General features: G+C 52.6%; 26 protein-coding genes, 2 tRNA genes, 1 rRNA gene and 1 pseudogene. 20 read left to right on the top strand and 10 right to left on the bottom strand.

The window, feature by feature from the left end; translation table 11 throughout:
• Positions 1-118: 118 nt before the first annotated feature.
• The 3 genes from rrf to dkgB all read left to right on the top strand — a co-directional run bounded on the left by rrf (position 119) and on the right by dkgB (position 1,333).
• Positions 119-234, top strand: a 5S ribosomal RNA gene (rrf, locus tag J4617_RS18775).
• A 54-nt stretch (positions 235-288) separates the two neighbouring features.
• A tRNA-Asp gene (locus tag J4617_RS18770) sits at positions 289-365 on the top strand.
• A 164-nt stretch (positions 366-529) separates the two neighbouring features.
• Positions 530-1,333 carry a 2,5-didehydrogluconate reductase DkgB gene (gene dkgB, locus J4617_RS18765; protein WP_000154885.1) on the top strand — a complete coding sequence of 268 codons (804 nt, stop codon included), beginning with the start codon at positions 530-532 and terminating at the stop codon, positions 1,331-1,333.
• A gap of 20 nt (positions 1,334-1,353) precedes the next feature.
• On the opposite strand, the gene yafC is transcribed toward dkgB, so the two are convergent.
• A complete protein-coding gene (yafC, locus tag J4617_RS18760) occupies positions 1,354-2,268 on the bottom strand; it encodes a DNA-binding transcriptional regulator YafC (protein WP_000648534.1) in 915 nt (304 codons plus the stop codon).
• A gap of 104 nt (positions 2,269-2,372) precedes the next feature.
• Here yafC and J4617_RS18755 point away from each other — a divergent pair, with 104 nt between their 5' ends.
• The 3 genes from J4617_RS18755 to J4617_RS18745 all read left to right on the top strand — a co-directional run bounded on the left by J4617_RS18755 (position 2,373) and on the right by J4617_RS18745 (position 5,328).
• Positions 2,373-3,548 (top strand): MFS transporter, encoded by a 1,176-nt coding sequence (locus J4617_RS18755; RefSeq protein WP_001127538.1) that lies wholly within the window; start codon positions 2,373-2,375, stop codon positions 3,546-3,548.
• A 131-nt stretch (positions 3,549-3,679) separates the two neighbouring features.
• Positions 3,680-4,480, top strand: coding sequence for an endonuclease/exonuclease/phosphatase family protein (locus J4617_RS18750; protein ID WP_001230970.1), 801 nt, complete (start codon positions 3,680-3,682; stop codon positions 4,478-4,480).
• A gap of 77 nt (positions 4,481-4,557) precedes the next feature.
• Positions 4,558-5,328 carry a class I SAM-dependent methyltransferase gene (locus J4617_RS18745; protein WP_017466165.1) on the top strand — a complete coding sequence of 257 codons (771 nt, stop codon included), beginning with the start codon at positions 4,558-4,560 and terminating at the stop codon, positions 5,326-5,328.
• A gap of 55 nt (positions 5,329-5,383) precedes the next feature.
• Here the strand turns inward: J4617_RS18745 and mltD are convergent, their stop codons facing one another.
• Together mltD and gloB are read right to left on the bottom strand one after the other, a co-directional pair.
• Positions 5,384-6,751 carry a murein transglycosylase D gene (mltD, locus tag J4617_RS18740; RefSeq protein WP_000644706.1) on the bottom strand — a complete coding sequence of 456 codons (1,368 nt, stop codon included), beginning with the start codon at positions 6,749-6,751 and terminating at the stop codon, positions 5,384-5,386.
• Positions 6,752-6,822: 71 nt separating this feature from the next.
• Positions 6,823-7,578, bottom strand: coding sequence for a hydroxyacylglutathione hydrolase (gene gloB / locus J4617_RS18735; RefSeq protein WP_001052773.1), 756 nt, complete (start codon positions 7,576-7,578; stop codon positions 6,823-6,825).
• Positions 7,579-7,612: 34 nt separating this feature from the next.
• Here gloB and J4617_RS18730 point away from each other — a divergent pair, with 34 nt between their 5' ends.
• Positions 7,613-8,335: a class I SAM-dependent methyltransferase gene (locus J4617_RS18730; protein ID WP_000801238.1), complete on the top strand. Its 723-nt coding sequence runs from the start codon at positions 7,613-7,615 to the stop codon at positions 8,333-8,335.
• On the opposite strand, the gene rnhA is transcribed toward J4617_RS18730, so the two are convergent.
• Positions 8,332-8,799, bottom strand: a complete 468-nt coding sequence (rnhA, locus tag J4617_RS18725; protein ID WP_000917872.1) for a ribonuclease HI — start codon at positions 8,797-8,799, stop codon at positions 8,332-8,334. The two genes, J4617_RS18730 and rnhA, sit on opposite strands and share 4 nt — an antisense overlap.
• 63 nt (positions 8,800-8,862) lie before the next feature.
• On the opposite strand from rnhA, the gene dnaQ reads away from it, so the two are divergent.
• Positions 8,863-9,594, top strand: coding sequence for a DNA polymerase III subunit epsilon (gene dnaQ / locus J4617_RS18720; protein WP_001670675.1), 732 nt, complete (start codon positions 8,863-8,865; stop codon positions 9,592-9,594).
• A gap of 133 nt (positions 9,595-9,727) precedes the next feature.
• Positions 9,728-9,804: transfer RNA gene (locus tag J4617_RS18715), tRNA-Asp, on the top strand.
• Positions 9,805-10,124: 320 nt separating this feature from the next.
• Here J4617_RS18715 and J4617_RS18710 read toward each other — a convergent pair.
• From J4617_RS18710 to tagK, 6 genes are read right to left on the bottom strand one after another with little or no spacing between them, the layout of a single operon-like run.
• Positions 10,125-11,180, bottom strand: a complete 1,056-nt coding sequence (locus J4617_RS18710; protein ID WP_017466164.1) for an ImpA family type VI secretion system protein — start codon at positions 11,178-11,180, stop codon at positions 10,125-10,127.
• 10 nt (positions 11,181-11,190) lie between these two features.
• Positions 11,191-12,186, bottom strand: a complete 996-nt coding sequence (gene tssG, locus J4617_RS18705; protein WP_000145239.1) for a type VI secretion system baseplate subunit TssG — start codon at positions 12,184-12,186, stop codon at positions 11,191-11,193.
• A complete protein-coding gene (tssF, locus tag J4617_RS18700) occupies positions 12,183-14,066 on the bottom strand; it encodes a type VI secretion system baseplate subunit TssF (protein WP_000371506.1) in 1,884 nt (627 codons plus the stop codon). Before tssF ends, tssG begins: the two co-directional genes overlap by 4 nt.
• A 15-nt stretch (positions 14,067-14,081) precedes the next feature.
• Entirely contained in the window at positions 14,082-14,576 is a 495-nt protein-coding gene (gene tssE / locus J4617_RS18695; RefSeq protein WP_000108007.1) for a type VI secretion system baseplate subunit TssE, read from the bottom strand.
• A complete protein-coding gene (locus J4617_RS18690) occupies positions 14,573-15,397 on the bottom strand; it encodes a type VI secretion system accessory protein TagJ (protein WP_000750548.1) in 825 nt (274 codons plus the stop codon). The genes tssE and J4617_RS18690 overlap by 4 nt, the downstream gene beginning before the upstream one ends.
• The gene (gene tagK / locus J4617_RS18685; RefSeq protein WP_017465832.1) at positions 15,384-16,286 is read right to left on the bottom strand and encodes a type VI secretion system-associated protein TagK; all 903 of its coding nucleotides are present in this window, start codon (positions 16,284-16,286) and stop codon (positions 15,384-15,386) included. Before tagK ends, J4617_RS18690 begins: the two co-directional genes overlap by 14 nt.
• Positions 16,287-16,653: 367 nt before the next feature.
• Between tagK and tssH the strand changes: the two genes are divergently transcribed.
• From tssH to tssJ, 11 genes and pseudogenes are all read left to right on the top strand, one after another.
• Entirely contained in the window at positions 16,654-19,293 is a 2,640-nt protein-coding gene (gene tssH, locus J4617_RS18680) for a type VI secretion system ATPase TssH (RefSeq protein WP_017465831.1), read from the top strand.
• A 99-nt stretch (positions 19,294-19,392) separates the two neighbouring features.
• Positions 19,393-19,935, top strand: a complete 543-nt coding sequence (gene tssB, locus J4617_RS18675) for a type VI secretion system contractile sheath small subunit (RefSeq protein ID WP_000996817.1) — start codon at positions 19,393-19,395, stop codon at positions 19,933-19,935.
• Positions 19,936-19,958: 23 nt separating this feature from the next.
• The gene (gene tssC, locus J4617_RS18670) at positions 19,959-21,467 is read left to right on the top strand and encodes a type VI secretion system contractile sheath large subunit (protein WP_017465830.1); all 1,509 of its coding nucleotides are present in this window, start codon (positions 19,959-19,961) and stop codon (positions 21,465-21,467) included.
• A 14-nt stretch (positions 21,468-21,481) separates the two neighbouring features.
• On the top strand, positions 21,482-21,640 hold the full coding sequence (locus J4617_RS18665) for a BPSL0067 family protein (RefSeq protein WP_001584850.1): 159 nt from the start codon (positions 21,482-21,484) through the stop codon (positions 21,638-21,640).
• A gap of 12 nt (positions 21,641-21,652) precedes the next feature.
• Positions 21,653-22,099, top strand: coding sequence for an STY0301 family protein (locus J4617_RS23210; protein WP_020437319.1), 447 nt, complete (start codon positions 21,653-21,655; stop codon positions 22,097-22,099).
• Between the two features lie 253 nt (positions 22,100-22,352).
• Positions 22,353-22,838, top strand: coding sequence for an Hcp family type VI secretion system effector (locus J4617_RS18655; protein WP_000312802.1), 486 nt, complete (start codon positions 22,353-22,355; stop codon positions 22,836-22,838).
• A 67-nt stretch (positions 22,839-22,905) separates the two neighbouring features.
• Positions 22,906-23,098, top strand: a pseudogene (locus tag J4617_RS23105) (type VI secretion system lipoprotein TssJ); the annotation flags it as partial.
• A gap of 42 nt (positions 23,099-23,140) precedes the next feature.
• On the top strand, positions 23,141-23,626 hold the full coding sequence (locus J4617_RS18645) for a type VI secretion system amidase effector protein Tae4 (RefSeq protein ID WP_017465829.1): 486 nt from the start codon (positions 23,141-23,143) through the stop codon (positions 23,624-23,626).
• Positions 23,611-23,994, top strand: coding sequence for a type VI secretion system amidase immunity protein Tai4 (locus J4617_RS18640; RefSeq protein WP_000379146.1), 384 nt, complete (start codon positions 23,611-23,613; stop codon positions 23,992-23,994). The genes J4617_RS18645 and J4617_RS18640 overlap by 16 nt, the downstream gene beginning before the upstream one ends.
• 142 nt (positions 23,995-24,136) lie before the next feature.
• Positions 24,137-24,622: an Hcp family type VI secretion system effector gene (locus J4617_RS18635; RefSeq protein ID WP_000119443.1), complete on the top strand. Its 486-nt coding sequence runs from the start codon at positions 24,137-24,139 to the stop codon at positions 24,620-24,622.
• Positions 24,623-24,688: 66 nt separating this feature from the next.
• Positions 24,689-25,225: a type VI secretion system lipoprotein TssJ gene (gene tssJ, locus J4617_RS18630; RefSeq protein WP_001007105.1), complete on the top strand. Its 537-nt coding sequence runs from the start codon at positions 24,689-24,691 to the stop codon at positions 25,223-25,225.
• Positions 25,226-25,228: the final 3 nt, after the last annotated feature.

Genomic DNA, 25,228 nt, shown 5'->3' with positions numbered 1-25,228 from the left:
CTAATGAACCGTGAGGCTTAACCTTACAACGCCGAAGATGTTTTGGCGGATGAGAGACGATTTTCAGCACTGATTCAGATTACATCAGAACGTAAAAACGGTCTGATAACAGAATTTGCCTGGCGGCCGTAGCGCGGTGGTCCCACCTGACCCCATGCCGAACTCAGAAGTGAAACGCCGTAGCGCCGATGGTAGTGTGGGGTCTCCCCATGCGAGAGTAGGGAACTGCCAGGCATCAATTTAAGCAGTAAACTGATGTAAAAATCAGTGATTGTAAAAGAATTCGGTGGAGCGGTAGTTCAGTTGGTTAGAATACCTGCCTGTCACGCAGGGGGTCGCGGGTTCGAGTCCCGTCCGTTCCGCCACTTATTAAGAGCCCTGAGCATTAGCTCAGGGCTTTTTCTTTGCCTGCGATTTAATTATTGCTCAATTCGCAAAAATCCTCTGCATTTCTCGCTCTTTTTCTACAAAGCGCTGAAGGTCATAATCCCCTCAGTTAACGAACATAGTGATTAAAAAGAGGAATTCTATGACTATCCCTGCATTCGGTTTAGGTACTTTTCGCCTGAAAGACGACGTGGTTATCGCTTCTGTGAAAACGGCGCTTGAACTGGGCTACCGTGCTGTCGACACTGCGCAAATCTATGATAATGAAGCGGCTGTTGGACAGGCGATTACTGAGAGCGGCGTACCACGTAGCGAGCTGTACATCACCACCAAGATCTGGATTGAAAACCTTAGCAAAGACAAGCTAATCCCAAGCCTGAAAGAGAGCCTGAAAAAACTGCGTACCGATTATGTCGATCTGACGCTGATCCACTGGCCATCTCCGGGTGATGCTGTGTCTGTCGAAGAATTTATGCTGGCATTGCTGGAAGCTAAAAAACAAGGGCTGACTCGCGAAATTGGCATTTCAAACTTCACCATTCCGTTGATGAAAAAGGCTATTGCCGCGGTGGGCGCAGACAATATCGCCACCAACCAGATTGAGCTATCTCCGTATCTGCAGAATCGTAAGGTGGTTGACTGGGCGAAAGCGCACGGTATCCACATCACCTCTTATATGACGCTGGCATACGGTAAGGCGCTGAAAGATGAAGTGATTGCGCGCATTGCGGCTAAACATAATGCGACCCCGGCGCAGGTTATTCTGGCATGGGCAATGGGTGAAGGTTACTCCGTGATCCCTTCATCCACCAGGCGTGAAAATCTGGCAAGCAACCTGCTGGCGCAGGATCTGCATCTGGATGCCGAAGATAAAAATGCGATCGCGGCACTGGACTGCAACGATCGTCTGGTTAGCCCGGAAGGACTGGCTCCTGCCTGGGATTAATTACCCGATCCTTTGTACCTTTACCCCTCTTTCACAGCTCCTGCGGGAGCTGTTCTTATATATTCGCTCAAAAAGTCGATAAATGCCCGAATGCGTGTGCTGACGGCGCGATCGCTGTAGTAAACGGCGCTGAAAGGCATTTCTACCGGCAGACGTTTATCGGCCAGCAGTTCCACCAGTTCTCCCCGCGCGATCTCTTTATCAATCATATAATCTGAAAGACATGCAATGCCGTTACCGTTCAGGCAAAGTTGTTTTAACGTTTCCCCGCTATTGGAAGAAATCCCACATTTGATCTCATGGAGCTGCCCGTCGCTACAGGCAATCGGCCAGGTATTGAGCGAAACAGGTTCTGAGAACCCCAGGCACAGATGCCGTTTTAACTCTTCAACGGTCTCTGGCTTGCCAAAACGGGCAATATAATCCGGTGAGGCGATAATCTTACGATAACTGGTAAATAACGGACGCGCGCGCAGACTTGAATCTGTCAACGTGCCTGCGCGTATCGCAACATCCACTTTTCGTTCAATAAGATTGATGAACGTTTCTGAGGAGACAAGAGACAACGTTATTTCCGGATACCGTTCACGAAAAGGTTTAATCAGCGGCATCAGGAAATGCAGCATTACCGGCGTTGCCGCATCGATACGCAGTAAGCCGCGCGGGGTATTACGCGACTCCATGATTTCCGTTTCTGCGGCGGCCATTTCTTGCAGTATCTGCTGCACGCGCCTGAAGTATCGCTCTCCTTCTTCAGTCAGGCTCAGCTGTCGGGTCGTACGATTAAGCAGACTGACGCCGAGCTTCATCTCCAGCTTTTTAACTGCCCGGCTGACAGCGGAATTGGCCTGTCCAAGCTGCTCTGCCGCCCGGCTGAAGCTGCCGCTTTCCACGACAGCGACAAAAATTGCGAGTTCTTCGGAGGTGGCTTTCATTTTTGCTCCTGAAGCAAAATTAAATTGATATTTTGGCTATTTTTGTCATTAAAACATCCAGGCATACTGCGTGTCATCTGATTACTGCTGTTATGGAGTTATGTATGCCTCTCGCTTTATTTGCACTGACAATAAGTGCTTTCGCTATCGGTACGACTGAGTTTGTGATTGTCGGCCTGGTGCCGACCATTGCTCAACAACTGGCTATCTCGTTACCTTCCGCCGGAATGCTGGTTTCAATCTATGCGCTGGGTGTGGCTATTGGCGCGCCGGTGCTAACCGCGCTGACCGGACGCCTGCCGCGTAAACAGTTACTGGTCGCGCTGATGGTCTTGTTTACGGCGGGGAATTTGCTGGCATGGCAGGCACCGGGCTATATGACATTAATCGTCGCCCGTCTGCTGACGGGCCTGGCGCACGGCGTGTTCTTCTCGATTGGATCTACCATCGCGACAAGTCTGGTGCCAAAAGAGAAAGCGGCTTCTGCGATCGCTATTATGTTTGGTGGTTTAACGGTAGCGCTGGTCACGGGCGTGCCGCTGGGAACATTTATCGGTCAGCATTTTGGCTGGCGTGAGACCTTCCTTGCGGTATCACTGTTAGGCGTGATTGCGCTGATGAGCAGTCAATTGCTGATTCCGGCCAATATTCCCGGTCGGGCGGCCGCCAGCATTCGTGACCAGGTGAAAGTACTGACTCATCCTCGTCTGTTGCTGATTTACGCCGTTACGGCGCTGGGCTACGGCGGGGTATTCACGGCATTTACCTTCCTGGCGCCAATGATGCAGGATCTGGCGGGATTCTCCCCGGCAGCGGTAAGCTGGATCTTACTGGGGTATGGCGTATCAGTGGCTATCGGCAATATCTGGGGCGGTAAACTGGCGGATAAGCATGGTGCCGTGCCGGCGCTGAAATTCATTTTCGCCGCGCTGTTTGTTCTGCTGATGGTCTTCCAGGTGACGGCCTCCACGCAGTATGCCGCGCTGGCTACCATCCTAGTGATGGGGGTCTTTGCCTTCGGTAACGTACCGGGGTTGCAGGTCTACGTGGTACAGAAAGCGGAACAATTCACGCCTAATGCGGTAGATGTGGCGTCAGGTCTGAACATTGCGGCGTTTAACATTGGTATTGCGCTGGGCTCCGTGATTGGCGGGCAAACGGTGGAGCATTACGGTTTGGCGCAGACGCCGTGGATTGGCGCCCTCATTGTTCTGGTGGCTTTCCTGCTGATGGGTGTCAGCGGACGTCTTGATAAACCTGTACGCATTGCTCTGGAGTAAATTATTGATGTAAGCGCCTACTTACAAAACAAACTGCAATTGTTCGTTGAAAGTGAGTGCTAAAATCCCTATAACAGAAGAACCAGTCCGGTTGAGGACTGGTTGACGTTACAGAGGTTTGAAAGTCAAAAGTGCGAAAAAATACCTATGCGATGCGCTATGTTGCCGGACAGCCCGCCGAGCGGATTTTGCCGCCAGGGTCGTTTGCGAGCATCGGCCAGGCATTGCCCGCCGGGGAACCGCTAAGCAGTGAAGAGCGGATCCGTATCCTCGTGTGGAATATATTCAAGCAGCAGCGAGCCGAATGGTTATCGGTGCTGAAGAACTACGGCAAAGATGCGCATCTGGTCCTGTTGCAGGAGGCACAGACGACGCCTGAACTGGTACAGTTTGCCACCGCTAACTATCTTGCCGCCGACCAGGTTCCCGCTTTTGTACTACCTCAGCATCCGTCTGGCGTCATGACGCTTTCTGCCGCCCATCCTGTTTACTGCTGCCCTTTACGGGAAAGAGAACCGATTTTACGTTTGGCGAAATCAGCCCTGGTGACGGTATATCCCTTGCCGGATACCCGTTTATTAATGGTAGTAAATGTTCATGCGGTAAATTTTAGTCTGGGCGTGGACGTATACAGTAAGCAGTTACTTCCGATCGGCGACCAGATTGCGCACCATAGCGGCCCTGTCATTATGGCGGGTGATTTTAATGCCTGGAGCCGTCCACGTATGAATGCGTTGTACCGCTTTGCACGTGAGATGTCGCTGCGCCAGGTGCGTTTCACTGACGATCAGCGCCGTCGTGCGTTTGGACGACCGCTGGATTTTGTTTTTTATCGTGGGTTAAACGTGAATGAAGCCTCCGTACTGGTGACGCGCGCTTCCGATCACAATCCGCTACTCGTTGAATTCAGTCCCGGCAAACCTGAGCAATAAAGGTGCGTCAGGTCTGCCGTGGGGCAGGCCTCTTCGGGTGCTGCCCTCTATTTTTCTCATAACAGAAGGGCACTACCATGACAACGCATTCCCATCATGACAATGTTGAAAAGCAGTTTGGTTCACAGGCGAACGCCTATTTACATAGCGCCGTTCACGCATCAGGTCGTGACTTAGCGCGGCTGGCGCAAAGGCTGTCTGATTTTTCCCACGCGAACGTACTGGATATGGGATGTGGGGCTGGACACGCGAGTTTTGTCGCTGCGCAACATGCCAACTCGGTCGTGGCATACGATTTATCCGCCAGCATGCTTGAGGTTGTCGCTGGAGCGGCGGAAGAAAGACATTTAAGTAATATTACTCTCCGGCAAGGCTATGCCGAAAAACTGCCCTTTGAAGATGCATCGTTTGAGGTGGTGATTAGCCGCTATTCCGCGCATCACTGGCACGACGTTGGTCTGGCATTGCGTGAGGTTAATCGTGTATTAAAGCCCGGTGGCGTGCTGATTATCATGGATGTCATGTCGCCTGGACATCCTGTACGCGATATCTGGCTGCAAACGGTGGAGGCGTTACGCGACACGTCGCATGTCCGTAACTATTCCAGTGGCGAATGGCTGGCGATGGTCAATAACGCGATGCTGGTAACGAATACCGTGATAACAGATCGTTTATCGCTGGAGTTTCGCTCATGGGTAACGCGGATGCGTACGCCAGCGCCGTTGGTTGAGGCGATTCGATTATATCAGGCGAGCGCCCCGGTAGAGGTGAAGCGTTATTTTGAGTTGCAGGATGACGGCTCGTTTAGCAGAGATACTATCATGCTGGAAGCGCATAAAGCGGTATAGCAATTTAAAAGGCGCCGGGGGAAGCGGCGCCTTTTGGCTTTTTCGTCGGACAATATCAGGAGTCTGGCGTGCTATTGTCCTTCACAAACAACGTAAGCTGATCGCCCGGTTGTAGATTATCCGTATCATGGTTCCAACGCATCACATCTTTGATATTCACCCCGTGACGTCTGGCGATACTGGAAAGCGAATCGCCTTTACGGACACGATAGGTAATGCTATCGCTATTGTTTGCCAGTCGTTGCGCGCTGCTGCCAGCGCCCACGGTCAGGCTTTGCCCGATTTTCAGGCGCGAACCACGCAGGTTGTTCCACTGCTGCAAGTCCTTCGTGCTTACGCCAAGCCGCGAAGCAATACCGGAAAGCGTATCGCCAGAGCGCACCTTATAGCTACGGCTATTCAACGGCGTATTGTCGGCGATCAGTTGGGACTGAACGGCGTCAATCTCACCGGAAGCCAGCGACTCACGCAACTGCTCGGCATGCTTTTTGGGCACCATAACATATTGCGGACCGCTTACGCCTAAGGTAGACCCTTTTACACCGGCATTAAACGTCTTCAGCTTGCTGATAGACATGCCCGCCATATCCGCAACCTGGGCCATTTCAACTGGACTGTTTAAACGAACTCGTGCCAGCGCTCGGCTTTCATCTGTTGTTGGCAGACGTACGCCGTAGCGTTTGCTGTTTTTGAGAATTTCACTCAATGCCAGCATCTTAGGTACGTAGAGTTTTGTTTCTCTGGGCAAAGAAAGCGACCAGAAATCCGTCGGTTTTCCACGCGCTTTGTTTGCTTTAATTGCCCGCATAACACGGCCTTCGCCGCTGTTATACGCTGCAACGGTTAACAGCCAGTCGCCGTCAAACATTTTGTTCAGACGCTGCATCATGTCTAACGCGGCGGTCGTAGAGGCTACAACATCGCGACGCGCGTCATAATTACGGGTCTGCTTTAAACCATAATTGCGCCCTGTGCTCGGTATGATCTGCCAGATGCCTGCGGCATTGGCGCCAGACGTTGCGTGAGGATCAAAAGCGCTCTCCACTATGGGTAGTAGTACCAGCTCCATAGGCATGTTACGTTTCTTAACCTGCCCCGCTATCCAGTACATATACGGCTCTGCCCGTAAAGTTACATCGTGGAGATAGCTCTTATTGCGTAAATACTTCTGTTTCTGTTCGCGAATCCGGCTGTTTTCCGGAATTCCCATCTTTAGCTCGTCGCCAATGAAAGCCCACAAGTCCTGATCTGGCGCGATAGACGTTCCGTCGTCCATCCATCGTGCCTGACTCGTAAACTTTCCTGCTTCCCCTTGACCAGCTGCAGAAAGGCTCTGTGCGTGCTGTTGGACGTTGCCAGTGTTCTGAGACGTCTGGCACCCCACAAGCAGGACAGAGGCGAGTAATATCGCTTTTGCCTTCATGTGTGTGTCAATAGTTGCTTAAAAGACGACCGATCATAACGGCGAAGTTAGCGAATGACAAGTAAGAATTATCAGAACGTGTCTTTCTTTGACCTTAACCATGCAAAACGCGCTTCTGGTTGTTGCAATATTGTTTCTTTGTTTATTTCGTTAATTAAATCAATATCTTCAGTTCTTAAAAAAAGATTAATCTTACGCTCATTTTTAAGAATAACGGGTAATGTCATTTGTTTTTTTACACGTAACTCTTTAACTTTACGATAATATTCATTTATGAACGAATCGTGCGGAAGTATGCTCAATGCGAACTTAATGTTAGCTAAAGTGTATTCGTGAGCGCAGCAAATGAGCGTGTCGTCAGGCAGAGAATTAATTTTCATAAGTGACTGATACATCTGTGATGGCGTGCCTTCAAACAGTCGACCACAGCCGCCAGAAAACAGCGTGTCGCCGCAGAATAAGTAAGGGTGGCTAAAGTAACAGACGTGTCCTAACGTGTGACCCGGCGTGGCAAAAAGAGTAAATTTCTCGCCTAAAACGCGAATAGTATCGCCATCGCCAACAAGATGGGTTGCTCCCTTGTCTTGCGTTTCCGCCGGTCCATAAACCGTCATTTGCGGGAAGTGTTGCAACAGCTCTTTGACTCCGCCAACATGGTCGTGATGGTGATGCGTCAGAAAAATCGCCTCCGGCATCCACTTATGTTCAGCAATGGCCTTTAAGACGGGTGCCGCTTCGCCGGGATCAACAATCACACAGCGGCCTTCATCATTGGTCAGCACCCAGATGTAATTGTCCTGAAACGCGGGAATACTGTTAAGATTCATATATTACCTCTCAAATAATTAGCGGAAGGTTGCGATGAAACCGGCAAGGCTCTCTCAAACTGTCGTTGCGCCCGGATGTTGGGGTGAGTTGCCCTGGGGCAATTACTACCGTGAGGCGCTGGAACAGCAGCTAAATCCGTGGTTTGCAAAAATGTATGGTTTCCATTTGCTTAAAATCGGTAATTTAAGCGCAGAAATCAATTCCGAAGCGTGCGCGGTCTCCCATCAAGTGAATGTTTCATCGCAGGGCTCACCGATGCAGGTTCTGGCCGATCCGCTACACCTTCCTTTTGCAGATAAATCCGTCGATGTTTGTCTGCTGGCGCATACTTTGCCGTGGTGTACCGACCCGCACCGTTTATTGCGGGAAGCCGACCGCGTATTGATTGATGACGGTTGGCTGGTCATCAGTGGATTTAACCCGCTGAGTTTGATGGGGTTACGTAAACTGGTACCCGTTTTACGTAAAACACCGCCCTATAATAGTCGGATGTTTACCCTTATGCGGCAACTGGACTGGCTGTCTTTACTCAATTTTGAAGTGCTACATTATAGCCGTTTTCATGTCTTACCCTGGAAAAAGCAGGGAGGGCGGCTTTTAAATACGCATATCCCGGCGCTGGGCTGTTTACAGCTTATTGTGGCCCGTAAGCGGACCATTCCGCTTACGCTTAATCCGCTGCGACATAATAAAAGTAAAACCCCTATCCGCCAGACCGTTGGCGCCACCCGGCAATATCGCAAACCGGATGGCTAAGCTTCCGCCTGGTAGCCACTATCTTCCTGCGTGGGATTCATTGCCGCGGCGCGCGCCAGTTCATCACAACGCTCGTTTTCGGGATGGCCTGCATGGCCTTTGACCCATACCCATTTGATCTGATGCTGGCCTAACGCAGCATCGAGACGTTTCCACAGATCGACATTTTTTACGGGTTTCTTTTCCGCTGTTTTCCAGCCGCGTTTCTTCCAGTTATGAATCCATTGGGTAATTCCTTGCCGCACATATTGGCTGTCGGTGCTCAATGTCACTTCGCAATGTTCTTTTAACGCTTCAAGCGCGACGATCGCCGCCATCAGTTCCATACGGTTATTGGTGGTCAGTGTGTAACCTTCACTAAACGTTTTTTCATGACCGCGATAGCGTAAGATAGCGCCATAACCACCAGGCCCTGGATTCCCCAGGCAAGAGCCATCGGTGAAAATTTCTACCTGTTTAAGCATCTCTGGTAGACTTCCTGTAATTGAAATCGATAACAAAACGCAAGTCTGACATAAATGACCGATATGAGCACTGCAATTACACGACAGATTGTCCTCGATACCGAAACCACCGGTATGAATCAGATAGGCGCGCACTATGAAGGTCACAAGATTATTGAGATCGGTGCGGTTGAGGTGATAAACCGTCGTCTGACCGGCAACAATTTTCATGTTTACCTGAAGCCGGATCGGCTGGTGGATCCGGAGGCGTTTGGCGTACACGGTATTGCCGATGAGTTTCTGCTGGATAAGCCGGTTTTTGCTGATGTGGTCGATGAGTTTCTTGATTATATCCGCGGCGCGGAGCTGGTCATCCATAACGCATCGTTCGATATCGGCTTTATGGATTATGAGTTTGGTCTGCTTAAACGCGATATTCCTAAAACCAATACTTTCTGCAAAGTTACCGACAGCCTGGCGTTGGCGCGGAAAATGTTCCCCGGCAAGCGTAACAGCCTTGATGCGCTGTGTTCGCGTTATGAGATAGATAATAGCAAACGTACTTTGCACGGCGCATTGCTCGATGCCCAGATCCTTGCCGAAGTGTATCTGGCGATGACGGGCGGGCAAACGTCCATGACGTTTGCGATGGAAGGAGAGACGCAACGGCAGCAAGGTGAAGCGACCATTCAGCGAATCGTTCGCCAGGCCAGCCGGTTACGGGTCGTTTTTGCCTCTGAGGAAGAGCTGGCTGCGCATGAATCGCGGCTTGATCTGGTGCAGAAAAAGGGCGGAAGTTGCCTTTGGCGGGCATAATTTATTCCTTTTTAGGCTATAAAAATCATCCTTCGGGCGATTTTTGCAGCAACTGATTCAAAAGGTGAGAAAAAGCGTTGACGGGCGACACCGCAAACCGTAATATTCGCCTCGTTCCCAGCGGGAACATCACGGAGCGGTAGTTCAGTTGGTTAGAATACCTGCCTGTCACGCAGGGGGTCGCGGGTTCGAGTCCCGTCCGTTCCGCCAGATACAAATCTCAGGGTGTTTTTATACATCCTGTGAAGTAAAAAAACCGTATCACTGTAAAAGGGATACGGTTTTTTTTCGTCTTCAAGAAGTTCCACCGTCTATCGTGGAATCTGACGCAAATGGGCCTACGCCTGGATGACGAACAGGATATTACCGCCACTTCTTTCACTGTCATGGCTATTTTGATCCCACTGACATTTAAGGCGCGGCCTCATGGCGGTGCTTAACCGGGATCGGGACATGTTCAGCGCAGAAGCAGACTGCGTAATGTTGATATCACTCAGATAATTACGGAGAACCGCCAGACATGCGCATCATCACTCCAGGGCATCCCACTTCTCCAGCAACTCCACCGGGATCTCATTGATCACCTCCGAGAACCGTTTTCCCACCAGTCTTTCAGCCTGGCGTAACAGTGGGATGGTCGGGCTACTGGGTTCACTGCTCTCAAACCAGCGACGAATACACCGCAGGCGTTCCAGCGCATCATTACGATCGCGAATTGGCCCCGGTTCAGCATTGTGTAGGAGGGATATACCGGGTGGCGCGTTGACAGGCGGCACATCCTCTGCCCGTGCCGGAACGGCATTATCCATAACCGTGCCTGCGGGGTCTGGCACTGGCGCTGGCGACGGAGGGATTTCCGGTGTGGTTGTCTGTACCACGTCAGGCAGCAGCGCCAACAACTGCCGCAGGCGTGAAAAATCTGGAGCCAGATCGCCTAATGTCTCACGCGCCCACACTTGCAGGCGTTCTGCGCTTTCCTGCGCTTCGCGAAACGCCGCCAGCGGTAATGCCCCACGGGCTTCGAGGTCGGCCAGTTGCTGGCGGACGGATTCGGGGGCCAGCGCATCAGCCGGGCGAGGGGCGGATAACGCGCGCTCCACATCCCGTACCTGTAGGCGCAGGGCGGCACTGTTTGACAGCGTAATACCGCGAATGTCCGCCATCACGCCTTCGTGATCCAGCAGCGCCGCCAGGGCATTACTGCGCGCCAGCGCCGCATCTTCAATAGATTCTGCGGATGCGCCTTCGCCGGTAAGCAGCTGTGGATGGAGTGCATCAGACCAGATTACGCTCAGTTCTGCCAGTTGTGTGAGCATTTCCGCCAGTCCCTGTGCGCCAGCCTGCTGGATGCGACTGCGCAGCAGCAGGATCAACACCCGGATATCCTTACTGCGCGTGAGCAGACGGCGCGCATCACGCTCAATTTCCGGCCAGTTCACGGCTTCCGGCGTACTGACAAAATCACCATATTGCGCCTCCGCCTGGGGGGCGGCGCGACTGAACAGCAGCAGGTATTCCGGGTCGTACTCCGGATCGGGGCCGCAGGGTTGTTCCGCGCTTACCGGTTTAGTCAGGGACATGTCCATATCATTACTCTCAGTGGGTTAAGCCGTGTTCAGGTTCAAAAATCATGCCGGTCACCGGACGGTCATGCATGGCTTTACCTGCCCAGGCCGTCCAGCCAAGCCGCTGCGCACCGCCGATCACCGCAGGCGGTGCGGCATGAGGCTTCAACTGCAGCTCAATTTCCCAGCAATATTCAAAACCGATGAACGTACGCACCAGTTCTGTCAGCACGGGCAGATTGTTGCCGCCGGGCAGAAAACGCAGGTAATCCTCCAGCGTGAGCGGGCCGATAATTAGCCGGAATTTGTACTGCATATCCGGTACGGCCTGGCCGATAAGCGCCCCGTTGCCCAGCACCGAAGACTGCGCGGGCGTGCCCAGACGGGTGATTTCATCGTTCGCCACCGTTATCCAGTGCAGGGCGAATTCTTTCACCGCAAAAGGTACGCTGAAATAGTGCGCCAGCGTGGCGGCCAGCCCGTCAGGATTGCGCGATTCGCGTACCAGATGGGCGGAGGCTGCCAGGCGAACATGATCTGACAGCGGGCTTTCGGCGCTTTCCCGTAGATCCTGCCCGCTGAGACTGGCGATATAAAACGCAAAACGGTCGTGTTCCGGTTTGTCCAGCCCGCCACCAGCGGACTGGGCGCTGCGCCATGCCTGCCAGAACTGCGTCAGCCAGCGGTGGTGAAAAATATTGGAAAAATGAACCAGCGTCGGATCGTGACGACTCTCTGAGCGGTTTAGCGCCAGCTCGGTATAGTGCAGCGGCAACGGGCCGTTTGGCCCCCATAGTCCGAGGCTGTACAGGCTCAGGTGCAGGCGTCCATCCTGCCAGCTGACCTGGGCGATTTCCCGTGGCGCAAAGGTCATCGTCGGCGTCTGTCCCAGACGGAATTTTTCCATCCGTGGCTGCCAGATACTGCCTGCCGGAGTATCACAGAGCTGGGCATCCACGCGCCGCATCAGGTTCAGGAATCCGTAACGCCAGGGGGTTTTCTGCGCCTGGTCGAGAGCGCCGGTCATACGCTCCCCCGTTGCCCGGTTCTGACCGGCCAGGTCATGACATGCCCGCGTTGCATCGAGTGCAGCGTCATCTGCGAGAAGGTATTAATGGAAACATGGCGGGCAATATAGTGTTCCAGCACCAGACCGAACAGGTAAGGACTGATACCGGAAAATCCCTCTTCGTCCACGGTCAGTTCGCAACTGACGCCCCGGCCATAGACCAACAGGCCGGAGCCGGGCAGGCGGCGGGTCACCGGGGTGGTTTTGCAGCCAATCAGGCTGCGCACCTGGCGCGACTGCGGGCTGTCGTGAGCCGGAATAAACAGATTCAGCAGATCGCGCAGCGCCTGGCCGCCGGTGCGGTGATCCAGATCGGCCAGCGGCAGATAATTAAACGACAACTGCCGGATCAGCCGCCAGGCCATTTCGCGTTCAGCCAGCGGCGGCTGCGGCGGGCGCGGCGGTTTGATAAGACCTACGCCCGCCACCGGAATCGCCGCATCTACGGTCAGATCATCCCGGCCATTACGTGGAATAAGGCAGGGCAGATCGCGGTTAGTCACCATTGCCGTGACGGTGATATGGCGCAGATTTTCCGGGTAGGGCGCTTCATGCTGATCAACCAGCGACAGGAAGACTTCCGAGCCGGTATAGGGGGTTCGGGTGCCATAGCGGCGGGCGTTTTCTGACGAGCGGCGCGGCTCACGACGCAGTGAAAAATAACGCCCGTGGTTGCCTTCGTCATTATTACGGGTGTGATACAGCGGACGAAAAATCATCTTCCGTGTGGTTTCCGCTTCCAGGCCTTCGACTTCCTGAACAGAAAACACCTCGTAATCCAGCGGACGGGTACGATCCACCACCAGATGCTGTTCCGTCACGCTGTGAGTAACTTCAATCCGGGTGGTGGTGCGGGGAAACAGGTTGATCACCGGCGTACAGAACAGGCTGAACTGTGCAGCGTCCGTCTGATGAATCAGCCAGTCCGGCGGCAGGCGGTTAAGCAGTATGACAATTTCCGCCACATTGCCCTGCACCTTTTGTAACCCGGCAGACAATCCGGTCGGGGTGAAGAAGTAAAACCGTTCCGGACAGGCGAAAAATTCATGCAGCAGATTATGGCCGTGAAACACGTTCCAGGCGAGCGGCAGCAGCCCCTGCCCTGGCTCCAGCCCTTCGTGCGCCACCGGGTGTTGAAGATTCACATTCAGTTCGCCGTCAAAGTGTCCGGGCTCACCGGCCAGTGTGGCGACGGCGCTGGTATGCAGCAGCTCAAACAGGTGTGACGCAATGCGTTCTTCGCCGCAGAGGTAAAAGGGCAGCCGTGCCGGACCGGCCAGCTCGCTGAAAGTCAGTTCCCCGAAGGTTCGCAGGGTGATGCGCAATGCCCCGGCGACATGAATATTAGGCGGCAGATAGCGGTGCAGGGCGGGCATATCCGGCGGCGCGGCGGTCAGGCGTACCTCCTCGATGGACAGCGGCCACAGAGTGACGTCCTGGCTGCTGCGAAACTGGCAGGCGGTATTTTCACCTTCCGGGATAGGGGAAACGAACGCGGTATCGCGCGGCACGGTGACCCCTTTCGCCAGGTCGCCTTCCTGCGTATCGGGATACAGCTTTACCACTGCCATCGATGGCGTGGGGGTGACGTAATTGGGGCTGACGACTTCCAGTAACCGCTGTGTGAAGCGGGGAAACTCGGCGTCAATTTTTAGCTGAGTGCGGGCGCTCAGAAAGCTGAACGCCTCGATCATGCGTTCCACATACGGGTCGGCAATATCGGTTCCCTGCATCCCCAGCCGGGCGGCAATTTTGGGATGGAGGGTGGCGAACTCAGCACCGGTCTCCCGCAGGTAGCTCAGTTCGCGGTTGTAATACTCCAGTAGCCGTGGATCCATGAATAATGCCCTGTATTAAAAGAACGTAATGCGGCTCAGCTCCATATCCAGCGCGCTGCGTACCAGAAACTCCGTGGGATACGGCTGCGTCAGAATTTGTCCGCGAATTTCAAACTGTAGCGTGTTATAGCTACCCTGCCGGGTTTTATCGAGCAAGGGCGTGACCCTGAGTGTGGCGGCGTTCAGCCGGGGTTCGAAACGGATAATGGCGCGCCGGATCGCCTCGCTGATATCGTCCCACTTGTGCTCATACATAAAGCTGCCCGCCAGCGGCGGCAGGCCATAGTTGAGCACTGACGCCGCCGCCTGCGGATAGCGCCGGGCGTCGATGTCACCCTCGTGGCTAATGGTATTGAGCAAAAAGGAGAGATCCCGACGAATGATCTCCTTCAGTTGTACCGGCGTGACGCTGATATCCCGGTCAATTTTCTGATACGGAGCATTGTCACACAGCCGATCAAACAGCGTAGGCAGCAGGTGGTTAGCGGGTGTAAAACGAGACGTGCTCATGCGCCATCGTTTTCCTGAGCATGAAAGGTACAATGGGCCATGTCCAGCAGGCTGATATCGCCGTGGCTGGTCAGCCACACTTTCTGCCCCAGCGCTCGCACGGTGGTTTCGCCGGGGCCGTCCTGCCAGGCGGTTTCCCGGCACAGACGCAGGGCGTCAGATGCACTTTCCGAACCGCTGTAACGGGTAAAGAGCCAGGCGCCGTGCGTATCGCCATTCACAAGGGTGATATTAACGGGTTTCCACAGCAGATCGGTCAGGCGCGTCGGTTGCGGCGATTCCAGCGAGCGTATTTGCGAAAACGGCAGCCAGATATACACGCCGCCGGTGACTAGCTCAAGTACCGGGCCAAGGCGGGAATCGCTGTCGCTCGCCCAGTCAAATGCGCCGCCGTTCCACTGTCCGCCAGTATCTGTTATGGCTTCCAGTGCGGTATTACGGTGTTTATCAACCTCACCGGTATCGTCATGACAGGCGAGTGCCGCCAGCAGTGACTCCACCCAAACGGGCTGCGGCAGAAGAAAACCGGGTCGTTGTTCACCCTGAAAAACGGTGTGGCGGAACATTTCGCAGCGAACCAGCTCCCGGTACAGCCGGGCCTCCTGGGTATAATTGGCCTCCATCCTGGCGCATAGCTGAAGCTGGTGCAGCGCCCGCGACCAGTCTCCGGCCACACACAGCAACTGAAACAGGCTATGGCGGCAGAGCGCCTTCGCCGGATTTTCCCGAACCTGCTGCTCCGCCATCTGAATCCCCTCCGCAATAGAGTATTCCTGTAGCAGCGCGGACAGGGTAGCAGGAAGCGTGTCAGTTTTTTTCATGGGCGGTATTTCCATTTTTCTGTGTCGGAGTGATTCGGTAGTGGCTATCGATGCCAATAATACGATGCTCGCGGCGGGTCAGATCGGGCAGTATCTCGCTATGTGCGGTTTTCCCCGCCAGTTCCGGTGAGAGCAGTTGCAGGATATCGGGCATTGATTCCATCGCCAGCCAGTGCATTTCACCCTCACCGGTCGTGTCCAGCGTATCCAGAATGGCATCAATACCGGGCGCGCCTGCCACCATATCCTGTAACGTGTCGGTGTCGCCCTTTTTATCGTATAACGACGTCAAATCCTGGGTGACAGCGTCTTCATTTCGGGGAAACGGTTTATCACGGAGGGGCTTTTCCTGCCCGGAGGGCCGCAATGCCTGCTGATATTCCTGGTAAAGCTGGTGTAGCGTGCTATCCGCTTCATGGCCGGTGTAAGAGGATGCGGTTTCCCGGACGGGAATAATATCGAACGGGTTCTGCGGATTGAGCTGTTGTTGTTTAAACCAGTCCAGATCCAGGTACTCAGCAACGGATTCAGATGACTGAACCAACTGAGGAAACGAAACATCGGGACGGGACTCATCATTGGTGCGGGCAAGGCACCAGGATGACAGACCCCATTCAATCGTATCTCCATCATTCAGCCGCATACGGTGATGAGGTTCCATCACCTGCTCATTGACGGCACAGCACAGTTCATCAGAGTGATTAACAATCCACCACGCCTCTTCGTGGCGAACAAGACTGAGCGCGATATCGTCTTTCCCATGTTGCTCAAAAAGCGGAATGTAGGGGGCGGCGGCAGTAAATACGATGTATGTCCCTGCGGGATACTGTGCGTTATCCGTTATACCCTGCGACTGTATTTTCCGTAATTCCCACATGTCTTGTTTCATTATGTCCCTTAAATGTATTTATTTTTCTGGAGGAAACGTTTAGGGAGTTTTAATTCATAAATAATTTTAACTAAATTTATAGGGAGTCATTATTGATGACACCCTTTTTATTATTTTCGTCGTGAATGCATTGTTGTATGCATAGATGTCTTTTTTGAAATATTATTTCTTTTAATTCTGCAATTGCGATTTTTATCTTGCTGTTCATTGATTATTTAATATTAACGGCTTAGTTGCTAATTAGTCCCTGATCTGTATCATTGTTTTGTTTCGATATTTTTTCGAGGCTATCAATAAAGAATTGTTTATATATTTATATGCATTGATGCATTATTTTTATGAATTTTTATGTCACAAGGCATAACACATGGAAACTCCTGTTTCACGCAGTGCGTTGTATGGAAAACTGGCCGGCCCACTATTCCGGTCGCTGGAATCGGCAACGGCATTTTGCAAACTACGCTCTAATCCCTGGGTTGAGCTGACTCACTGGCTGCACCAGTTAACACAGCAGCCCGATAACGATATTCTCCACGTTCTTCGGCATTACCAGATCCCTCTTTCTGATGTGGAGAAAGCGTTACTCCGGCAACTGGATATGCTGCCCGCCGGGGCCAGCGCCATTAGTGATTTTTCTCACCATATCGATCTCAGCGTTGAAAAGGCCTGGATGCTGGCGAGCGTCCGTTACGGCGATAACAAAATTCGCAGCGGCTGGTTGCTGCTGGCCTTGTTGACCACGCCAGAACTGCGTCGGGTACTGAGCAGTATCTGCGCGCCGCTGGCCACGCTTCCGGTTGATGAACTGACGGAAATACTGCCCTCGTTGATCGAAACATCGCCGGAAGCGCAGGAGCGCCCTTACGACGGCTCCGGCCTGGCGTCAGCCATTCCCGGCGAAAGCAGCCAGGCGATTCCCGGCGGCGTGCAGGACGGTAAATCCGCGCTGGCGAAATACTGTCAGGACATGACGGCACAGGCGCGCGACGGCAAAATCGACCCGGTGACGGGGCGTGAGCATGAAATCCGCACCATGACGGATATTCTGCTGCGCCGTCGCCAGAATAATCCACTACTGACTGGTGAGGCGGGCGTCGGGAAAACGGCGGTCGTCGAAGGTTTTGCCCTCGCGATTGCGCAGGGGGAAGTGCCGCCCGCGCTGCGGGAAGTACGGCTGCTGGCGCTGGACGTTGGCGCTCTGTTGGCCGGAGCCAGCATGAAAGGCGAGTTTGAATCGCGTCTGAAAGGGTTACTGGAAGAGGCCGGGCGCTCGCCGCAGCCGGTTATTCTGTTTGTCGATGAAGTTCACACTCTGGTGGGCGCGGGCGGCGCATCCGGCACGGGCGATGCCGCTAACCTGCTGAAACCGGCGCTGGCGCGCGGCACCCTGCGGACTATCGGCGCCACCACCTGGAGCGAATACAAGCGCCATATTGAGAAAGATCCGGCGCTGACCCGTCGTTTTCAGGTGTTGCAGATTGCCGAACCGGAAGAGATCCCCGCAATGGAAATGGTGCGTGGTCTGGTGGATACGCTGGAAAAACACCATAACGTACTGATTCTGGATGAGGCGGTACGTGCGGCGGTACAGCTTTCTCACCGCTACATTCCCGCCCGGCAGTTGCCGGATAAGGCCATCAGCCTGCTGGATACCGCCGCGGCCCGCGTGGCGCTGACGCTGCACACGCCGCCTGCCAGCGTACAGTTCCTGCGCCAGCAGCTAAAAGCGGCGGAAATGGAACGGTCGCTGTTGCAGAAGCAGGAAAAAATGGGGATTCAGTCAGATGAGCGGCGCGATGCGCTGACGGCGCGAATTTTCTCGCTCAACGATGAACTGACTGCATCCGAATCCCGCTGGCAGCGGGAGCTGGAACTGGTACATACGTTGCAGGAACTGCGTCTCGCAGAGTCAGATGCTGATGACAAAACCACGCTGCAACAGGCCGAAACGGCGCTAAGGGAGTGGCAGGGCGACGCGCCGGTGGTGTTCCCGGAAGTCAGCGCGGCGGTGGTCGCGGCGATTGTCGCCGACTGGACCGGTATTCCTGCCGGGCGCATGGTGAAAGATGAGGCCAGTCAGGTGCTGGAACTGCCTGCCCGACTGGCGCAACGCGTTACCGGGCAAGACGGCGCGCTGGCGCAGATTGGTGAACGTATTCAGACCGCCAGGGCGGGACTGGGCGATCCACGCAAACCGGTGGGCGTGTTTATGCTGGCCGGGCCATCCGGTGTCGGTAAAACCGAAACCGCGCTGGCGCTGGCGGAGGCTATCTACGGCGGTGAGCAGAACCTGGTAACCATCAATATGAGCGAGTTCCAGGAGGCTCACACCGTTTCCACGCTGAAAGGCGCGCCGCCCGGCTATGTGGGCTATGGCGAGGGTGGTGTGCTGACGGAAGCGGTGCGTCGCCACCCCTGGAGCGTAGTGCTGCTCGACGAGATCGAAAAAGCGCACCATGACGTCCACGAACTCTTCTATCAGGTGTTTGACAAGGGTGGGATGGAGGACGGCGAGGGTACACATGTCGATTTCAAAAACACCACGCTATTACTCACCACCAACGTGGGTTCCGACCTCATCAGCCAGATGTGTGAAGATCCGGCCTTAATGCCCGATGCTACGGGGCTTAAAGAGGCGCTAATGCCGGAATTGCGCAAGCATTTCCCGGCGGCATTTCTGGGCCGCGTGACGGTGATCCCTTACCTGCCGCTGGACGAAACGTCGCGTGGCGTGATTGCCCGTCTGCACCTTGACCGGCTGGTGGCGCGGATGAGTGAACAGCACGGCGTGACGCTGACGTATAGCGAGGAACTGGTCGCACATATTGTGGCGTGCTGTCCAATGCATGAAACGGGCGCGCGGTTGCTGATTGGCTACATCGAACAGCACATTCTGCCACGACTGTCGCGCTACTGGTTGCAGGCCATGACGGAAAAAGCCGCGATCAGGCAGATTGATATCGGCGTTAATGGTGATGAGCAGATTGTTTTTGAGATCGTTTGCTGAAACCGGCCGTTCGAAGTGTCCGTAGTGCGATTTTAAAAACTGTACCGGTATACCGCTCCCCTTGCGGCAACCAGTTGACTAAAAAGGAAATGAAGGATTATGGCTATCAACAATAGCGCGCAGAAATTCATCGCGCGCAACCGCGCGCCGCGCGTGCAGATTGAATATGACGTAGAGATTTACGGTTCCGAGAAAAAAATCGAGCTGCCGTTCGTGATGGCGGTGCTGGCCGATCTGGCCGGGAAACCGCGTGAAGAACTGCCGCCGGTGACGGATCGCAAATTCCTCGATATTGATATTGATAACTTCAATGAGCGCATGAAAGCCATTGCGCCGCGCGTGGCGTTCGCTGTGCCGAATACGCTGACGGGTGAAGGTCAGTTGATGGTCGATATCACGCTGGAAAATATGGACGACTTTTCGCCGGCACAGATTGCCCGCAAGGTGGACGCCCTGAACCAGTTACTGGAAGCCCGCACTCAACTGGCGAACCTCCAGACCTACATGGATGGCAAGGCGGGGGCGGAAAATCTGGTCAATAAACTGTTGCAGGACCCGACTCTGCTGAAAACGCTGGCGAATGCGCCGAAATCGGCCGCTACCCAGCAAGATGTGTCAGCGGATAATGAATCAGCGGAATAACGTCGAATTTTTAAGGAATTTTCATGGCAAACAGTAATATGCAGGCAACCGACGCGGTTGCTCAGGATACCGCCTCCGCATCCGGTGAATTTGATGCGTTGCTGAATCAGGCCTTCCGACCCAAGACTACCCAGGCGGCAAAAGCCGTGGAAGCCGCGGTGCAGACGCTGGCGCAACAGGCGCTGGCGAACACGATCACCGTCAGCGATGACGCCTATAAAAGCATCAGCGCTATTATTGCGCAGATCGACTTTAAACTGACCGAACAGATCAAACTGATCCTGCAACATCCCGACTGGCAGAAGCTGGAATCCTCGTGGCGCGGTATGGAGCATCTGGTTTACAACACCGAGACCGACGAAAAGCTGAAAATTCGCTTCATGAATCTGTCAAAAGATGAATTGCGGCGCAACATGAAGCGTTACAAGGGCATCGCCTGGGATCAAAGCCCGATGTTCAAGAAACTGTATGAAGCCGAATACGGCCAGTTAGGTGGCGAACCTTATGGCTGTATCATTGCGGATTACTACTTCGACCATACACCGCCCGATGTGGATCTGCTTGGCTCTATCGCCAAAGTCGCCGCGTCGGCCCATGCGCCGTTTATTGCCGGGGCTTCCCCCTCGGTACTGCAAATGGACTCCTGGCAGGAGCTGGCGAATCCCCGCGACCTGACCAAAATCGTCACCCAGAACCTGGAATATGCGCCGTGGAACTCGCTGCGGGCTAGCGAAGACTCCCGTTATATTGGCCTGACGATGCCGCGTTTTCTTGCCCGCCTGCCGTATGGCGCAAAAACCAACCCGGTGGACGAGTTTGATTTTGAAGAAGATGCGAATGGTTCTGACCATACCAAATACGTCTGGAGCAACGCGGCCTACGCGATGGGCGTAAACATCAACCGTTCCTTCAAACACTACGGCTGGTGTACGTTGATTCGCGGTGTGGAATCAGGCGGTGCGGTGGAAAATCTTCCCTGCCATACCTTCCCGACTGACGATGGCGGCGTGGACATGAAATGCCCGACCGAAATCGCCATCTCTGACCGCCGCGAGGCTGAACTGGCGAAAAACGGTTTTATCCCGTTGATCCACCGTAAAAACTCAGACTATGCCGCCTTTATCGGCGCACAATCGCTGCAAAAACCACAGGAATACTACGATCCGGACGCGACGGCCAACGCCAACCTGTCCGCCCGTCTGCCGTACCTGTTCGCCTGCTCGCGCTTCGCTCACTTCCTCAAATGTATCGTCCGCGACAAAATCGGTTCCTTTAAAGAGCGTGAGGATATGCAGCGCTGGCTAAATGAATGGATTATGAATTACGTCGACGCCGATCCGGTGAACTCCTCGCAAGAAACTAAAGCCCGTCGTCCGCTGGCTGCCGCTGAAGTAGTGGTGGAAGAGGTCGAAGGCAATCCAGGTTATTACGACGCGAAATTCTTCCTGCGTCCGCATTTCCAGCTTGAAGGGCTGACGGGATCGCTGCGCCTGGTGACAAAACTGCCGTCAGTGAAGCAGGGCAATGCCTGATATATATTTTGTGAATGTTTAAGCGAGTGAAGTCAGAGAAGATAGAGAATATAAAGAGGGATATGAAGAAAAGAATTTCGTCTCGCCCACGGTCTCGTAAAGGTGGGGTACGTAATGATGACACATATCCGAATGCCAGTAACAATGCCGAAGCTTTTTATATCATTGAGTAGGAAATACATATTATGACCATAAGCTCAACTTTTCATCTGTTACCTGGTATTGTTCTGCTCTTTTCACAATATGCTGTAGCCTGGGAAGTCAGTTGTCCGGCTGTTATTGATACTCAGTCTTCTGCTGTGAGCCTGAAGTCTGATGTCCCAGCGCCGTGGCAGCTTTCTCCTCGATATATGTCGCGTTTATGGTTAAGTAGTATTGGGGTAACGCAGGGTAAACCTGAAAACCTGATGGATCTCAAACCAGAGACTAAAAAAGTAAACGGTGAAAATTGGTCTGTATGGGAAACAGAACGTGTTAGCGATAAAGAAACCGATCGCTATTGGGTTTCGTGTATTTATGGTCATGAACAGATATGGTTGACGCAACCAATACCTGCTTCTTCTACTCGCTGTAAGACTCATAATTTTGAGGGATCGCCAGAAGACCAGTCTATATCTTTTATCTGTAATTAGCGATTTGAGACGTGAAAATTTCAGTACAGGTTATGGTTTTTATTATCGGAAGTTATGAAGCATTATTCATATGCATTAAATAATGCAAATTCATAAAATAACTAAATACATTATCGGTACCGGAAAAATATACAGTCTTCTGTTCTCCTGAAGTTATTGGAGAAGGATTCTGTACGGCAATGATTTATCTATAAACAAAAAGATATAGATAAAATCAGGTTTATTTTAAGTAAAACTTAATAAGGATATAAAAATGGCTTATGACATTTTTTTAAAAATTGACGGCATTGATGGCGAGTCAATGGATGACAAACACAAAAATGAAATTGAAGTACTGAGCTGGCGCTGGAATATTCATCAGGAATCCACCATGCACGCCGGTAGCGGCCTCGGCTCCGGTAAGGTCTCCGTCACCAACCTGGATTTTGATCACTATATCGATCGCGCCAGCCCGAACCTGTTCAAATACTGCGCCTCCGGCAAGCACATTCCGCAGGCCATTCTGGTTATGCGTAAGGCTGGCGGCAATCCGCTGGAGTACCTCAAGTATACCTTCACCGACCTGATTGTCGCCGTGGTTTCTCCGAGCGGCAGCCACGATGGTGAAATCGCCTCCCGTGAAACGGTGGAGCTCTCCTTCAGCACCGTGAAGCAGGAATACGTGGTGCAGAACCAGCAGGGCGGCAGCGGCGGCACCATCACCGCAGGCTACGACTTCAAGGCCAACAAAGAAATTTAACGGCTGTTTTTCCGGCCAGATGTTATGTCTGGCTGGTTTTATTGTTTTGATTTTAAAGGAATTTACAGTGAATAAATGGCGTAACCCCCTGGGTGGTTATGTGCGGTAGCTATGCCTTTTGCCTGCTCCTGCTTTCCGGATGCGGCAGTAGCGATGCGCTACCTGACCCCTAATCGCAGCGGCCTGGCCTGAGCGTGAAAGCGTTTTACAAGGTGAATTCTGACAATCAGAAGAAAGCGGCGTCCATGAAGATACGTGTTGAGAATTAATGACCTACACAGAATTTTTAGAGGGTAAGCAAAATGAACAGACCTTCATTCAATGAAGCGTGGTTAGCTTTTAGGAAGGTGAATCATTCCGTCGCTGATGTGGGTAGCATTATTGGTGGAAACGTTGGGAAAAATATAACTGGTGGTTATTTTCAAAATGCCTGCCCTATTCGAATGAGCTATGTTTTGAATGCGACAGGATTCCCAATAGCCCGTAACTCTCCGTATGCAAAGGTTAGTGGTGCCGATAATAAATTCTATATTTATCGCGTGAATGATATGATTGATTATCTTACTCATACTATGAGCAAGCCTGATCTTATTGTTAATAATCCGAAACAGAGTGACTTTATAGGGAAGAAAGGAATTATCGTAGTAAAAGGGCATGGCTGGAGCAATGCCAGAGGACACGTTACATTATGGAATGGCAGTATCTGTTCAGATCAGTGCCACTTATTAAATGATCCAGATAATGGACCATTTGTTCCTGAAGTTGGGACTCTGTGGATACTGCCGTGAAATGGTTAATATTAGTTACTTTCAGCATAAGTGGAATGCTGGTATGGCAGCCATCCTTTGCACAAGAAGCATTGACCACACAATATTCACAGTCGGAACTCTTAAAAAACTGGGCGCTGAGTCATTGTCTGGCATTAGTATACAAAGATGATGTCGTTAAAAACGATGCCAGAGCTACGGCCAGTGCTTACCTTGAATATGGTAAACAATCTGTGGAGATTTACCATGAAATTGATGAGATTGCGAAAAAATATTCAGGGTTGAAATATAACGGCTCGATATCATCAGATTTTAATACCATGAAGTGCATAGATTTTATCCACGACAGGGAATTAAATGAATTAATTAAAAGGCGTGTCGAGAAGTAAAATTCAAAGATATTAAAAGCATACGTTCTCTTGCTCTGATGAATTTATGGGTAAGAAAGAGCTGTACAGGAATAGTTAATCTGTTCACCTAATAAAGCAGATAAATCAGGGCTTAATTTAGGTAGTTAAAAGGATAGTAGATATGTCTTATGACATTTTTCTGAAAATTGACGGCATTGACGGCGAGTCAATGGATGACAAACACAAAAATGAAATTGAAGTACTGAGCTGGCGCTGGAATATTCATCAGGAATCCACCATGCACGCCGGTAGCGGTCTCGGTTCCGGTAAGGTCTCCGTCACTAATCTTTCATTTGAACATTACATCGATCGCGCCAGCCCGAACCTGTTCAAATACTGCTCTTCCGGTAAGCACATTCCGCAGGCCATTCTGGTTATGCGTAAGGCTGGCGGCAATCCGCTGGAGTACCTCAAGTACACTTTCACAGATCTGATTATTGCAATGGTATCGCCCAGCGGAAGCCAGGGAGGGGAAATTGCGTCTCGCGAATCAATTGAACTCTCCTTCAGCACCGTGAAGCAGGAATACGTGGTGCAGAACCAGCAGGGTGGCAGCGGCGGCACCATCACCGCAGGCTACGACTTCAAGGCCAACAAAGAAATTTAACGGCTGTTTTTCCGGCCAGATTTATATCTGGCCGGATTTATTATTTTGATTTTAAAGGAATTTACAGTGAATGAATGGCGTAACCCCACTCGGTGGTTATGTGCGGTAGCTATGCCTTTTGCACTGCTCCTGCTTTCCGGATGCGGCAGTAGCGATGCGTTACCTGACCTCGAATCACAGCGACTCGACCTGAGCGTGAAAGCCTCCGATAAGGTGAATCCTGACAATCAGAAGAAGGCCGCGCCCATTGAGATACGTGTTTATGAACTAAAAAATGACGCCGCTTTCACGACAGCTGATTACTGGTCGCTCCATGACAACGACAAATCCGTCCTTACCGACGATTTAGTGCGTCGCGACAGCTTTATTTTGCGTCCCGGCGAAGAGAAAAAACTGCGTCGCCCGCTGAATGCGCAGACCACGGCAATCGGCGTACTGGCCGGATACCGTAACCTGGCCAAATCGGTCTGGCGGGTAACCTACAAAATCCCGGAAGCCCCGGAAAAAGCCTGGTACAGCAGCTTCATACCGGGGAAAGGAAAAGTGCAGTTGGAGGCGGAACTGGAACAAAGCGCCATTGTAATTACGGAACGGGATAAATGAATT

The sequence above is a fragment of the Salmonella sp. 32010601201800023SM genome (genome assembly GCF_017572235.1).
GTDB classification, from domain to species: Bacteria; Pseudomonadota; Gammaproteobacteria; order Enterobacterales; family Enterobacteriaceae; genus Salmonella; species Salmonella enterica.
Note: the sequence above shows the minus strand (reverse complement) of the source record. Positions and strands in the feature narration are given on the sequence as shown.